Annotated in this window: 12 protein-coding genes; 4 read left to right on the top strand and 8 right to left on the bottom strand. The window is 70.7% G+C overall.

What is annotated here, in order from left to right; genetic code table 11:
• The first annotated feature begins 6 nt into the window (after positions 1–6).
• The 4 genes from AC1DWR_RS16675 to AC1DWR_RS16690 are packed head-to-tail and all read left to right on the top strand — an operon-like array spanning position 7 to position 3515.
• Positions 7–993, top strand: coding sequence for an ABC transporter ATP-binding protein (locus AC1DWR_RS16675; protein WP_477624838.1), 987 nt, complete (start codon positions 7–9; stop codon positions 991–993).
• A complete protein-coding gene (locus AC1DWR_RS16680) occupies positions 986–1894 on the top strand; it encodes a hypothetical protein (RefSeq protein ID WP_477614363.1) in 909 nt (302 codons plus the stop codon). The genes AC1DWR_RS16675 and AC1DWR_RS16680 overlap by 8 nt, the downstream gene beginning before the upstream one ends.
• Positions 1891–2805 (top strand): ABC transporter ATP-binding protein, encoded by a 915-nt coding sequence (locus tag AC1DWR_RS16685; protein ID WP_477614362.1) that lies wholly within the window; start codon positions 1891–1893, stop codon positions 2803–2805. Before AC1DWR_RS16680 ends, AC1DWR_RS16685 begins: the two co-directional genes overlap by 4 nt.
• A gap of 2 nt (positions 2806–2807) precedes the next feature.
• Positions 2808–3515 (top strand): ABC transporter permease, encoded by a 708-nt coding sequence (locus tag AC1DWR_RS16690; RefSeq protein ID WP_477614361.1) that lies wholly within the window; start codon positions 2808–2810, stop codon positions 3513–3515.
• 64 nt (positions 3516–3579) lie between these two features.
• Here the strand turns inward: AC1DWR_RS16690 and AC1DWR_RS16695 are convergent, their stop codons facing one another.
• The 8 genes from AC1DWR_RS16695 to paaN form a co-directional block, all read right to left on the bottom strand.
• A complete protein-coding gene (locus AC1DWR_RS16695; RefSeq protein WP_477614360.1) occupies positions 3580–5097 on the bottom strand; it encodes a dihydrolipoamide acetyltransferase family protein in 1518 nt (505 codons plus the stop codon).
• Between the two features lie 17 nt (positions 5098–5114).
• Positions 5115–6089, bottom strand: coding sequence for an alpha-ketoacid dehydrogenase subunit beta (locus tag AC1DWR_RS16700; protein WP_477614359.1), 975 nt, complete (start codon positions 6087–6089; stop codon positions 5115–5117).
• The gene (gene pdhA / locus AC1DWR_RS16705; RefSeq protein WP_477614358.1) at positions 6089–7312 is read right to left on the bottom strand and encodes a pyruvate dehydrogenase (acetyl-transferring) E1 component subunit alpha; all 1224 of its coding nucleotides are present in this window, start codon (positions 7310–7312) and stop codon (positions 6089–6091) included. The genes AC1DWR_RS16700 and pdhA overlap by 1 nt, the downstream gene beginning before the upstream one ends.
• A 345-nt stretch (positions 7313–7657) precedes the next feature.
• Positions 7658–8704: an L-glyceraldehyde 3-phosphate reductase gene (gene mgrA, locus AC1DWR_RS16710; protein ID WP_477624839.1), complete on the bottom strand. Its 1047-nt coding sequence runs from the start codon at positions 8702–8704 to the stop codon at positions 7658–7660.
• Positions 8705–8774: 70 nt separating this feature from the next.
• Entirely contained in the window at positions 8775–10160 is a 1386-nt protein-coding gene (locus tag AC1DWR_RS16715) for an FAD-binding oxidoreductase (protein WP_477614356.1), read from the bottom strand.
• Positions 10161–10271: 111 nt separating this feature from the next.
• Positions 10272–11387, bottom strand: a complete 1116-nt coding sequence (gene hisC, locus AC1DWR_RS16720) for a histidinol-phosphate transaminase (RefSeq protein ID WP_477624840.1) — start codon at positions 11385–11387, stop codon at positions 10272–10274.
• 70 nt (positions 11388–11457) lie between these two features.
• Positions 11458–11841: a phage holin family protein gene (locus tag AC1DWR_RS16725; RefSeq protein ID WP_477614353.1), complete on the bottom strand. Its 384-nt coding sequence runs from the start codon at positions 11839–11841 to the stop codon at positions 11458–11460.
• A 36-nt stretch (positions 11842–11877) separates the two neighbouring features.
• Positions 11878–13602, bottom strand: coding sequence for a phenylacetic acid degradation protein PaaN (gene paaN / locus AC1DWR_RS16730; protein WP_477624841.1), 1725 nt, complete (start codon positions 13600–13602; stop codon positions 11878–11880).
• Between the last annotated feature and the right edge of the window lie 8 nt (positions 13603–13610).

The raw sequence follows: 13610 nt of genomic DNA on the forward strand, positions 1-13610 counted from the left end.
GCTCGCGTGGAATCAGTTCACGCGGGGGTCGTGGTGCAGACCCAGCGCCTCACCAAGGACTACGGTCCGGTGCTCGCGCTGGACTCGCTCGACCTCGAGATCGGCCCGGGGATCACGGGACTGGTGGGAGCCAACGGGGCCGGCAAGTCGACGTTGCTCAAGATCCTGCTCGGCCTGGTCCCCGCGACCGGCGGCAGGGCGCACGTGCTCGGCCACGACATCGCGACCCAGGGGTCGGCCATCCGGGCGGCCGTCGGCTACCTCCCGGAGCACGACTGCCTGCCCCCCGACGTGAGCGCGAGTGACTTCGTCGTGCACCTGGCGATGATGTCGGGGCTGCCCAAGGTCGCGGCCCGTGAGCGAGCGGCCGAGGTGCTGCGCCACGTCGGGCTGGCCGAGGAGCGCTACCGGCCGATGGGCGGCTACTCCACCGGCATGAAGCAGAAGGCCAAGCTCGCCCAGGCCCTGGCCCACGACCCCCGTCTGGTGCTGCTCGACGAGCCGACCAACGGCCTCGACCCCGCCGCGCGCGAGGAGATGCTCGGCCTGGTCCAGCGGATCGGGCACGACTTCGGGATCGCGGTCATCGTGACCTCGCACCTGCTCGGCGAGCTCGAGCGGGTGAGCGACCACGTCGTCGTGCTCGACGGCGGCCACCTCCTGCGGGCCTCGCGCACCGACGAGTTCCTCGACGCCACGGGCGTCCTGCTGGTCGAGGTCCTCGGTGACGACGCGACCGCTCGCATGGCGCGGGCGCTGGCCGCTGCCGGCGTGGCCACCACTCCGCGGGGCGCCCTCCTGACCGTCGACGCCACGGCTGGGCAGCCCGACGGGCACGAGGTGCACGACCTGATCCGCGACACCGCGAGCGACCTCGGGGTCGGGCTGGTGCGGCTCCAGGTCGACCACCGTCGCATCGAGGATGTGTTCGTTGATGGGCCTGGCGCTGTCGAGGGGCATGGCGCTGTCGAGGGGCATGGCTCTGATGAGTGAGCTCTCCACCGACCCGTCATCAGCCACCCCCGAGGGCCGCAGCGTCATCCACGACCTCGGGTACCGCCCGTACACCGGTCCACGGCTCGGACCCACGGCCATTGCCCGGGCGTTGCTGGTCACCGGGTTCCGCAACGCGTTCGGCCTCGGCCGCTCCGGCCGGTCGAAGGTGCTGCCCTTCATCCTGCTCGGCCTCAACGTCCTGCCGGCCGTCATCATCGGTGGCGTGATGGTGCTGGTCGGCCTCAAGGAGCTGCCGGTCGGCTACGCGCAGTACGCCTCGACGACGCAGGTGCTGCTCGGCATCTTCGTCGCCTCGCAGGCGCCGGTGCTCTTCTCGCGCGACCTGCGGCACGGCACCATCTCGCTCTACCTCGCGCGCCCGCTGCCGTCTGCCACCTACGCCGTCGCCCGCTGGGGCTCCCTCCTCGGCGCGACCCTGGTCTTCCTGCTGCTCCCCGTCCTGATCCTGTATGCCGTGGCGCTGCTGGGGGAGCTCGACGTGTCCGACCAGTCCCGCGAAGCTGCCGTGGGCGCCGGGTTGGCAGTGCTGCTCGCCCTGTCGCTGGCCGGCGTGGCCGGGCTGATCGCCTCGTGGTCGACCCGACGTGGGTTTGCCGTGGTCGCCACCATCGCGCTCCTGTTGCTGGGCAACGGGATCGTGACGGCGATCCAGGGCATCGCCGGCGAGGAGCACCACCCACGGGTCGGTGAGGTCGCGGGGCTCTTCTCGCCCTACTCCCTCTACCGCGGGCTGATGGCGATGTGGGCCGACGGCGAGATCGCGACGCCACCGACGGGCGTGCCGATGCAAACCGCCTACGTCGTCGTGTTCGTCGGCCTGTCCGCCGCCTGCCTGGGCGGCCTGGTGTGGCGCTACCGACGGGTCGCGACGGCATGAGCGTCATCACGATCGACCAGGCCTCCAGGTGGTACGGCAACGTCGTGGCCGTCAACGGCATCTCGATGACGGTGCGACCCGGAGTGACCGGCCTGCTCGGACCGAACGGTGCGGGGAAGACCACGCTCATCGCCCTGATGAGCGGCTTCCTGGCGCCGTCGGCCGGCTCGGTGACCCTCGACGGCACACCGATCTGGCGGCACACCGACGCCTACCGCGCGATCGGCCTGGTGCCCGAGCGCGAGCTGAGCTTCGGTTACCTCACCGGTCGTGAGTTCGTGCAGGCGAACGCCGAGCTGCACGGGCTGGCCGACCCCGGCGCCGCGACCGAACGCGCCCTCGACGTGGTCGAGATGGGCGAGCCCGCAGCCCGCCGGATCGGGACCTACTCCAAGGGCATGCGGCAGCGCGTGAAGCTCGCGTCCGCGCTCGTGCACGACCCCGCCGTCCTCCTGCTCGACGAGCCGTTCAACGGCGTCGACCCCCGCCAGCGGCTCCACCTGATGACCGTGCTCCGTCGGATGGGGTCCGAGGGTCGCACCGTGCTCTTCAGCTCGCACATCCTCGAGGAGGTCGAGCAGGTGGCCCGGCAGATCGAGGTCGTCGTGTCCGGACGTCATGCGGCGTCGGGCGACTTCGGCCAGATCCGCAGGCTGATGACCGACCGCCCGGTGCAGTACGTCGTGGTGGGCGACGACGACCGTGGCCTGGCCAGCGCGCTGATCGCCGAGCCGTCCGTGGTCGCGGTGTCGCTGCGCCCGAAGGGCGGCGTGGACGTGTCCGTCTCCGACTTCGGCGCCTTCGCGGTCCGGCTGCCGCAGGTGGCCCGGCAGCACGGCATACGGATCCTCGAGCTGACGCCGACCGACGAGTCGCTCGAGAGCGTCTTCGCCTACCTGGTGGGGGGCTGACCGTGAACCAGACGATCCTGCGCCTTTCCCGCCAGGCCCTCCTCGGCCGTCGCCGCGGCCTGGTGCTGGTCATCATCCCCGCCGTGCTGCTGGCCCTCGCCGTCATCGTCGCGGCGCTGACCGACGACGCCGTCGGCTACGACGCCGTGCTCCATCTGGGCTTCACGCTCGCGCTGCCCCTTGTCGCGCTCCTCGCCGCCACCGCGGTGCTCGGTCCCGAGGTCGACGACGGGTCGATCGTCTACCTGATCTCCAAACCGGTGAGCCGACACGTCATCGCCCTCAGCAAGTTCGCGGTCGCGTGGGCTGCCACGGTCGCGCTCGGGGGTCTGCCCCTCCTGGTCGCAGGCCTGGTCCTCGACAGCGCGGACGCGCGCCAAGCCGTCGCGTGGGGTGTCGCCGGGGTGTTGGCGGGCACGGCGTACACGGCGTTGTTCCTCGCACTGGCAGCCTTCACCCGGCACGCCGTCGTCATCGGGCTGCTCTTCGCCCTGCTGTGGGAGGGGCTGCTCGGCTCGCTCCTCGGCGGGATCAAGTGGGTCTCCATCGGGGCGTGGGGGCGCGGGGTCGCCCAAGAGATCAGCCCGCAGGTGAGCGGTCCCGGCACCGGGCTGGCCTACGCCCTGGTCGCCGCGACGGTCCTCACCCTCGCGTCGCTCTGGTTCACCGGTGACCGGCTGCGGTCGTTCACCCTGCGCGGCGACGAGTAGCCCATGCGCGAAGGCCCGCACCGTCTCCGGTGCGGGCCTTCCAGGCGTTTGCTGAGCGGTCTTCTCAGCCCCAGACGAGGCCTCGCGCCGGGTCGGCCAGGATGGCGCCGACGTCGGCGATGAACTTGCTGCCGAGCTCGCCGTCGACCAGCCGGTGGTCGAACGACAGGGCCAGCTGGGTGACCCAGCGAGGCTCGATCGTCTCGGTGCCGTCCGCGGCCGTGACGACCCACGGCTGCCGACGGATCGCACCGAACGCCAGGATCGCCGACTCGCCCGGGTTGATGATCGGGGTGCCGGTGTCCACGCCGAAGACGCCGACGTTGGTGATCGTGATCGTGCCGCCGGACATCTCGGCGGGCTGGGTGCGGCCTTCCCGAGCGGTCGCCGTCAGCGCGCCGATGGCCTCGGCCAGCTGGCGCATCGACAGCTGGTCGGCGTCCTTGATGTTCGGGACGATCAGGCCCCGCGGGGTAGCGGCGGCGATGCCGAGGTTGACGTAGTTCTTGACCACGATCTCCTGGGCGGCCTCGTCCCACGTGGCATTGATCTCGGGGTGGCGTCGGATCGCCACGGTCATCGCCTTGGCCAGCACCAGCAGCGGCGTGACCTTGACGTCCTTGAACTCGCGGTCCTTCTTGAGGCGCTCGACGAGCTCCATGGTCGCGGTCGCGTCGATGGTGACCCACTCGGTGACGTGCGGAGCCGTGAACGCGCTGCCGACCATGGCCTGCGCGGTCATCTTGCGGACCCCCTTGATCGGGATGCGCGTCTCGCGCTCGCCACCACGGGTGAAGACCGGTGCGACGTATGCCGGCTGGCCGGCTCCCGTCGGAGCGGCCGGCGCCGTGGTGGCCGGCTGGGAGGTCCCCGCGGCGTGGGCGTCGATGTCGGCGCGGCTGATGATGCCGCCCTCACCGGAACCCGCGACCGCGGCCAGGTCGATGCCGAGGTCCTTGGCGTACTTGCGGACCGGCGGCTTGGCCAGCGCGCGGGCGCCACCCTCACGGGCGACGGGCACAGCCGGCACGGTCGCGACCGGCTGGTCCTCGGCCGGGCTGCTGGCCGGCTGGACGGCCGGTGCCACTGGGGCTGCCGAGGCGGCGGAGTCGCCCTTGCGGGGGCGGCGCTTGGCCTCGGTCTGCTTGACGCCGTAGCCGACGAGGACGGCCGTGCGACCGGTCGACGTGGTGCCGCCGATCTTGCCCTCCTCGATCTCCTCGTCATCCGAGGCGGCTGCCGCTGCGGCCGCCATCTTGGGAGCGGGCGAGCCCTCGATGCCGGGCTCGACGGCGCCGGCTGCTGGGGCGTCCTGCACCGGGGCAGTCTGGACCGGTCCACCTGCGGTGTCGACGGAGATGATCGGCGTGCCGACCTCCACCGTGTCGCCCTCGGAGACGTGCAGCGCCGTCACGGTGCCGGCGAACGGCACCGGCAGCTCGACGAGCGACTTGGCGGTCTCGATCTCGACGATGATGTCGTTGACCTTGACGGTGTCGCCGACCTTGACGTTCCAGGTGACGATCTCGGCTTCGGTCAGGCCCTCACCGGGGTCTGGAAGCTTGAACTCTTTGACAGCCATGCGTTTTCGCGCCTCTCTCAGAAGGCCAGTGAGCGGTCGACGGCGTCGAGCACCCGGTCGAGGTCGGGGAGGAACTCCTCCTCGAGCTTGCTCGGCGGGTAGGGCAGGTTGTAGCCGCCGACCCGGAGCACGGGAGCCTCGAGGTGGTAGAAGCACCGCTGCTGCAGGGCTGCCGCGATCTCGGCACCCATGCCGAGGAAGGTCGACGCCTCGTGCACGATGACGGCCCGGCCGGTCTTCTCGACGGACGCCGCGATGGTGTCGAGGTCGAGCGGGCTGAGCGTCCGCAGGTCGATGACCTCGAGGTTCTTGCCCTCTGCGGCGGCGGCCTCGGCCGCCTGGAGGCAGGTCTTGACCATGGGGCCGTAGGCGACAAGCGTCGCGTCGGTGCCCTCGCGGCATACCTGCGCCTTGAGCAGGGCGCGGGGGGCGGCGGACTCGTCCACGTCGCCCTTGTCCCAGTAGCGGCGCTTGGGTTCGTAGAACAGCACCGGGTCGTCGGACTCGATGGCCTGCTGGATCATCCAGTAGGCGTCCTCGGCGTTGGAACAGCAGACGACCTTGAGGCCCGCGGTATGCGCGAAGTAGGCCTCGTTGGACTCGGAGTGGTGCTCGACCGCTCCGATGCCCCCGCCGACGGGGATGCGGATGACCATCGGCAGCTTGACCTTGCCGAGCGAGCGGGCCCGCATCTTGGCGACCTGGCTGACGATGTGGTCGAACGCGGGGTAGATGAACCCGTCGAACTGGATCTCGACGACGGGGCGGTAGCCGCGCAGCGCCATGCCGATCGCGGTGCCGACGATGCCGGCCTCCGCGAGCGGGGTGTCGATGACGCGGTCCTCGCCGAAGTCCTTCTGGAGGCCGTCGGTGACGCGGAAGACGCCACCGAGCTTGCCGATGTCCTCACCCATGAGGACGACCTTGGGGTCGCGCTCCATGGCGGCGCGCAGGCCGTTGTTGATGCCCTTGGCGATCGTCATGCTGGTCATCAGTGGCTCCCCTCGCCCTCGAAGCCGGCGTGGTAGGCGGCGAACTCCTTGCGCTCTGCCTCGACGACGGGGTGCTCCTCGACGTAGATGTGGTCGAACATCGAGTCCGGGGTCGGGTCGGGCATCGACAGGCAGCCCTCGCGGACGGCGACGGCCAGCTCGTCGGCCTCGGCCTCGATCGTGTCGAAGAAGGCCTGGTCAGCCTTCTGGGTGTGCACCAGGTAGGACTTCAGCCGCTCGATGGGGTCGCGGTGCTTCCACACCTCGACCTCGGCGGAGACGCGGTACTTGGTCGGGTCGTCCGAGGTGGTGTGCGCGCCCATGCGGTAGGTGTAGGCCTCGATGAAGGTCGGGCCGTTGCCGGAACGGGCCGCGTTGAGCGCCTGCTGGGTCACGGCATACACGGCCAGCACGTCGTTGCCGTCGACCCGCACGCCGGGGAAGCCGAAGCCGCGCGCGCGCTGGTAGAGCGGGATGCGCGTCTGGCGCTCGTTGGGCTCGGAGATGGCCCACTGGTTGTTCTGGCAGAAGAAGACGACCGGGGCGTTGTTGACCGCGGCGTAGACGAACGACTCGTTGACGTCACCCTGGGCGGTCGCGCCGTCGCCGAAGTAGGCGATCACGGCGGCGTCGCGCTCGTCGTCGCCGGTGCCGACGTCGCCGTCGCGCTGGATGCCCATGGCATAGCCGGTCGCGTGCAGCGTCTGCGCGCCGATGACGATCGTGTAGAGGTGGAAGTTCTTCTCGTTCGGGTCCCAGCCACCGTGGTTGACGCCACGGAAGAGGCCGAGCAGGTTGAGCGGGTTGACCCCGCGGCACCAGGCGACGCCGTGCTCGCGGTAGGTCGGGAAGGCGTAGTCCTGCGGGCGCATCGCACGACCGGAGCCGACCTGGGCGGCCTCCTGGCCGAGCAGGCTGGCCCAGATGCCGAGCTCGCCCTGGCGCTGCAGCGCGGTGGCCTCGGCGTCGACGCGGCGGATGAGGACGAGGTCGCGGTAGAAGCCGCGCAGGTCCTCGTCGGTCAGGTCCTTGACGTACTCGTCGTACTCGGTGTTCTCGACGCGCTGGCCCTCGGGGGTGAGCAGCTGGATCATCTCGGGTCCACCGTCACCGACCTCCGGGACCGGGGCAGTGAGCTCGGCCAGCACCTCGTCCTCGGCGGGACTGGTGGCCGAGGTCGCGGCGTCGTTGCTGCCGGACTTGGCGACTGCGTTGTCGCTCACAGGCACTCCTTCTTCCGTCGAGCCGCGGGTGGCGGATCGTCGGCTCGGGCCGCGGTAACCCTGGCGGGGTCTCCGCTGCTGGATCTGCGGCAGGCTTGGGGCGCCGGTTTGTGGCGGCGCCCACGTGTGGGCCTTGCTGAGGCCCAAGATATCGGCAGCACCGGGAAATCTCAGAATCCGGACTCCTGCGTGCTCACCACCTGCACCTTTGTATGCCGCGCGGCTGGCTCGCCGCGGCATACCCCACCTTTATCGGGTGACCCGATAAAGGTGGGCTTCACCCGGGAACGGTTCCGGGGGGAAGCCGCCCTTTGTCCCTAAACCCGATAAAGGTGGGGTCACACCTCAGGTGAGGCGGGACTGGGAGCGCCAGAGGTCGATCCCGGCGTCGACGGCGTCGCGGTCGATCTCCTCGAGCTCGGCGTCGCTGAACCGCAGGTTGCTGACCGCCGCGGCCGAGTCCTCGAGCTGCCCGACCGAGGACGCCCCGATCAGGACCGAGGTCACCCGCTCGTCGCGCAGGGCCCACGCCAGCGCCAGCTGGGCGAGGGACTGGCCGCGCTCGGTCGCGAGGTCGTCGAGCTTGCGGATGTGGGCCAGCGACTCGTCGGTCAGCAGGTCGGGCGACAGCGACTTCCCCTGGCTGGCGCGTGACCCCTCGGGTATGCCGCCCAGGTACTTGTTCGTCAGCATCCCCTGGGCCAGCGGGCTGAACGCGATGCAGCCGATGCCCCGCTCACCCAGGGTGTCGAGCAGGCCGCCCTCGATCCAGCGGTTCACCATCGAGTACGACGGCTGGTGGATGAGCAGCGGGACGCCCATCTGCTCGAGCACCTCGGCCGCACGCTCGGTGCGCTCGGGCGAGTAGCTGGAGATACCGGCATACAACGCCTTGCCCTGCTGGACCGCGGTGGCGAGGGCTCCCATCGTCTCCTCGAGCGGAGTGTCCTCGTCGGGGCAGTGGCTGTAGAAGATGTCGACGTAGTCCAGGCCCATCCGGGTCAGGCTCTGGTCCAGGCTGGCCAGGAGGTACTTGCGGGAGCCGCCGATGCCATAGGGGCCGGGCCACATGTCGTAGCCGGCCTTGGAGCTGATGACGAGCTCGTCGCGGTAGGGCCGGAAGTCGGCGGCGAAGTGGCGCCCGAAGTTGGCCTCGGCCGCGCCGTAGGGCGGTCCGTAGTTGTTGGCCAGGTCGAAGTGCGTGATGCCGATGTCGAAGGCCCGCCGCAGGATCGCGCGCTGGACGTCCAACGGCTTGTCGTCCCCGAAGTTGTGCCAGAGGCCGAGGCTGACCGCCGGGAGTCGCAGTCCGCTCTGGCCCACCTTGCGGTAGGGCATCGGGCCGTAGCGGTCCGGGCGGGCGAGGTACGGGGGGAGCCAGGTGTCGACCATGGCCCCAGTCTGTCGCGCCGGGAGGCGCTCGACTACCTGGGGCTGCTCGGCCCCGGGATGGGTGCGGCGCTCAACCCGCAGGTGCGATGTTCTGGTTGTGCCGGAACACGTTGTCCGGGTCCCACTGCGCCTTGATAGCCCGCAGCCGGGCCAGCTTGGCCTCGCCGAAGGAGCTCTCGATCCGTTCGCGGCCCTCGTCGCCGATGAAGTTGAGGTAGACCGCGCCGGTCGTCCACGGCTTCATGGCGCCTGCCAGGGTGCGGGTGTGCGCGATGTTCGCCTCGGTGTCGGCCGGGTCGGGCCACATCGACAGGTAGTGGATGTTGAACGCGGCCTGCCGCTCGCCGAACGCCGTGGCGTCCTCCGGCACGCGCGCGACGGCACCGCCACCCGGCACGATGATGACCTGGCTGAGCGGCGACACCGGCGCGCTCGCCAGGGACGCGAGGGTCTCCACCGCCTCGTCCGGCAGCGCGTCGAAGAAGTCGGCGGTCCAGTAGTTCTGCATGCCGTGCGGGTTGGCGTCGTCGAGCATCTGCTGGAGGGCCAGGTAGGGCATCGGACCCACCTGCGCGAAGGCCGGCGGGCCGAACGTCAGCAGCGGCGCCAGCACCGTCTCGGCGTCCTCGAGCGGGCCCGTGTAGCTCACGATCACACCGACGGCTGGCTTGCCACGAGCCGGCTCGGGCACCATCTCGATCGGCGGGGCGGTGATGAAGGCGACGCCGCCGCCCACCTCGTCGGGGGCGCTGGCGATGAAGTCACGGAAGTTGCGCAGCACCGCGGCACCCATCGGCGCCGGGTACATGAGCATGCCGCCGAAGACCAGCGGGCCGATCGGGTGCAGCCGCAGGGTGAAGCGGGTGACGACGCCGAAGTTGCCGCCACCGCCGCGCAGGGCCCAGAACAGGTCGGGGTGCTCGGTCTCCGACGCGGTGACGACGCTGCCGTCCGCGGTGACGACCTGTGCCTCCAGGAGGTTGTCGCAGGTGAACCCGAGCCTGCGCTCCAGCCACCCGCTGCCGCTGCCCAGCGCCAGGCCGCCGACGCCGGTCGACGAGACCCGCCCGCCGGTCACGGCGAGCCCGTGCTCCTGGGTGGCGGCGTCGAGCTCTCCCCAGGTGCACCCGCCGCCCACCTGCGCCGTCGATGTCGCCGGGTCGACCTCGATGTCGCGCAGGCCGCGCAGGTCGACGCACAGGCCGCCGTCGACCACGGCCGAGCCCTGGACCGAGTGACCGCCGCCGTAGACGGAGATCGGCAGGCCGGACGCCCGCGCGTAGCTGATCGCGGCCGCCACGTCGGAAGCGCTGCGACAGGTCGCGATCAGGCTCGGCGACCGGTCGACCATGCCGTTGAAGACGCTGCGGGACTGGTCGTACCCGTCGTCGCCCGGCGCCAGCTGCCGGCCCGAGAACTCCGGGATGGTGGGGCGGACATCAGTCACATCGGTCATGGCAGAACCCTCCGGGAGTGTTCAGCCGACTGTCCTCCCGCCGTCACGCCCTGCGCCTCCCCCAAAGGGACGACGAGCCCGGGCAAGGCCCGACCTACCCCGCGAGGGCGGTCAGGCGGGGTCGATCGGGTGCTCCGTGAGGAACTCGCCGGCCACCCGGATCAGCACGTCGTTGGCCTCGGTCTCGCCGATGGTCGCGCGGACGCCGTCGTTGCCGTACTGGCGCAGCATCAGGCCCGCCTCCTGGGCAGCGGCCGTGAAGTCGCCGGACCGGTCTCCGAGCCCGAACCACACGAAGTTGGCCTGCGTCTCGGGGATGAACCAGCCCTGGCCGCGCAGCATCTCGACCACCCGAGTGCGTTCTGCGACAAGGGCGTCCACGCGCTCCTTCAGCTCGTCGAACGCCTTGAGCGAGGCCACCGCCGCGGCCTGCGCGATCGAGTTCACGCCGAAAGGCGTCGCCGTCTTGCGCAGGGCAGACGCGACCGGGGGGTGCGCCACGGCATACCCGATGCGCAGGCCGGCCAGGCCGTAGGCCTTGGAGAAGGTGCGCAGCACCATCACGTTGGGGCGGTCGCGGTAGAGCTCCAGGCTGCGCGGCGCCTCCTCGTCCGTCACGAACTCGACGTAGGCCTCGTCGATGACGACCAGCACACGGCTCGGGACGGCCTCGAGGAACCGCTCGAGCTCGGCGTGGGTCACCATCGGGCCGGTGGGGTTGTTGGGGGTGCAGACGATGACGACCTTGGTGCGGTCGGTGATCGCGGCCTGCATCGCGTCGAGCCGGTGGCGGGCGTGGTCGTCGAGCCCGACCTGGACCGAGCTCGCCCCCGCGAGGGCCGTGACGATCGGGTAGGCCTCGAACGACCGCCAGGCGTAGACGACCTCGTCGCCGGGGTCGCAGGTGGCGGCGATGACCTGGCCGAGGACGCCGACCGAACCCGTGCCGGTGGCGATGTGCTCGGCCGGGACCCCGAGGGTTTCGGCGAGTGCCTGGGTGAGCTCCGTGACGGCCATGTCGGGGTAGCGGTTGATCGCACCGGCCGCCTCGCGCACCACGTCGAGGACCGACGGCAGCGGCGGATACGGGTTCTCGTTGGACGAGATCTTGTATGCCGTGACGCCCGCGGGCGCGGCCGCGGGCTTGCCGGGGACGTAGGCGGGCACCTGGTCGAGGGCCGCGCGCAGGCGGACGTCGGTGTCGTTCGTAGAGGCAGTGTCGCTCATGGGTTCACTCTAGGTGTCGCGCGCTTGCGGGGTCGGCCGCCCGGTCGGAGGTCAGCGAGGCGCGCGCGCGTCAGTCGTCGTCGCCGTCCGGGATGACCCAGCCCAGGACCATCGAGACGATCGTGATGATGATGGCGCCGAGCACCGCGTCCCAGAAGAAGTGGTCGATCGTGAAGCTGAGCCCCAGCGGTTCGGCGATCCACTCGGTCAGCTGGAGCATGAAGGCGTTCACGATGAACGTGAACAACCCGAGCGTCAGGATGATGAACGGGAAGCTGAGCAGCTTGGCGATCGGCTTGACGACGGCGTTGACCAGCCCGAAGACCAGGGCGACCAGCAGCACGGTCGCGAACTTCGAGCCGAACTTGCCCTCCCCGAAGCTGATGCCCGACACGAGCCACGCGGCCACCCACAGTGCCACCGCGTTGACTGCGACCTTGATGACGAAGTTCATGGACCCGATCGTGCCAGATGCGCGGGCCTTGACGAGCTAGACGTGGCGGCGGGAGGTGACGACCCGGAACCGGTTGGCCACGAACGCCGCGTCGACGTAGGCGGAGTTGGCCGCCGGGTTGGCGCCGGTGCCGTGGAAGTCCGAGAACGCCGCGGTCTGGTTGACGAACACCGGGCCGGTGAGGTTCTCCGACAGCGCGACTCCCGCGTCCGCCGCGGCATCGCGGGCGGCGTCGAGGACGTCCTCGCTCGTGGAGTAGACCGCCGCCGTCATCGCCCCGTGCTCGCGCACCGTGTCACGGAACTGTGCCAGCGACTGGTCGGTCCCGGACGTCGCGATGAGGAAGGTCACCGGCCCGAAGCACTCCTGGGTGTAGACGTCCTCGCGGCTCGCGTCCATGCTCACGAGGCCGGGGGCGCGGACCACCGCGTCGGGGTATGCCGGGTGGCTGACCACGCGCGAGTCGAGGACCACCGTGCCACCCGCCTCCTCGGCGAGCGCCGCGAGACCCGCGGCGTTGGCGCGGACCCCGTCGTTGACCGTCGCACCGAGCAGCTCGACGGCGCGGGCGTCGTCACCGGTGAGCTTGCCCACGGCCGCCGCGAGGCGACCACCGAAGTCCTCGAACGACAGGTGGCCCTCGTCGGTGGCGATGCCGTCTCGCGGGACGTAGATGTTCTGCGGGGTCGTGCACATCTGACCCGAGTAGAGCGCGAGCGAGAACGCCAGGTTGCCCAGCACCCCGCGCAGGTTGTCGGTCGAGTCGACGACGATCGTGTTGACGCCGGCCTTCTCGGTGTAGACGAGCTGGCCACGACCGGCGCCGTTCTCCTCGAGCCAGCCGCCGAAGCCCGGGCCGCCGGTGTAGTCGATGATCCGGACCTCGTCGCGCTCGGCGAGCACCTTGGCCAGGCCCTCACCCTCGGACTCGGGCGCGAGCTGGACCAGGTCGGGACTGAAGCCGGCAGCGGAGAGAACCTCACGGCACACGGCGACGGAGATGGCGAGGGGAAGCACGGCCCGTGGGTGCGGCTTCACGATGACGGGGTTGCCGGTGACCAGTGAGGCGAACAGCCCCGGGTAGCCGTTCCACGTCGGGAAGGTGTTGCAGCCGATGACGAGGGCGACACCGCGCGGCACCACGCGGTAGTCCTTCTGCATCCGCAGCGGTGCGGGGTTGCCCTCCTTGTCGCGGCCGGGCTTCTCCCAGACCACGGACGCGGGCACGCGCTCCTGCTCGACGAGGCCGGCGACGATCGACTCGAGCGCCCGGTCCTGCGCGTGCGGCCCGGCGGCCTGGAACGCCATCACGAACGGCTGCCCGGTCGTGTGCATCACCGAGTGGGCGATCTCGAACGAGCGCGCGTTGATCTGTTCGACGATCTCGACGCAGACCGCCGCACGGGTGCGGGCACCGGCGTCACGCCATGCGGGCGTTGCGTCGGCCGCAGCCGCCAGGGCCGCGTCGAGGTCGAGGTGCGGGTAGGTGATCCCCAGGGCGGGCCCGTAGGGCGAGACCTCCTCGCCGACCCACCCACCATCGGTGCGCACCTCACCCAGGCCACCAAAAGCACTGTCCCGCAAGGCTTCGTATGCCGCCTGGCCGGCCTCGGCCGACCCCTCGCCGTAGACGCGGGGGGAGGGCGACTCGGGGAACCGGCTGAAGTAGGACCGCTCCGCCAGGGCCGTGGTCGCCTGCGCGAGTAGCTCGGCGTGCTTGTCGACGAGGGGGTGGGTGCTGGGCGCCGTTGCCGTGGTCATGCCCTTCA

The sequence above is a fragment of the Pedococcus sp. P2_E2 genome, assembly GCF_056403955.1.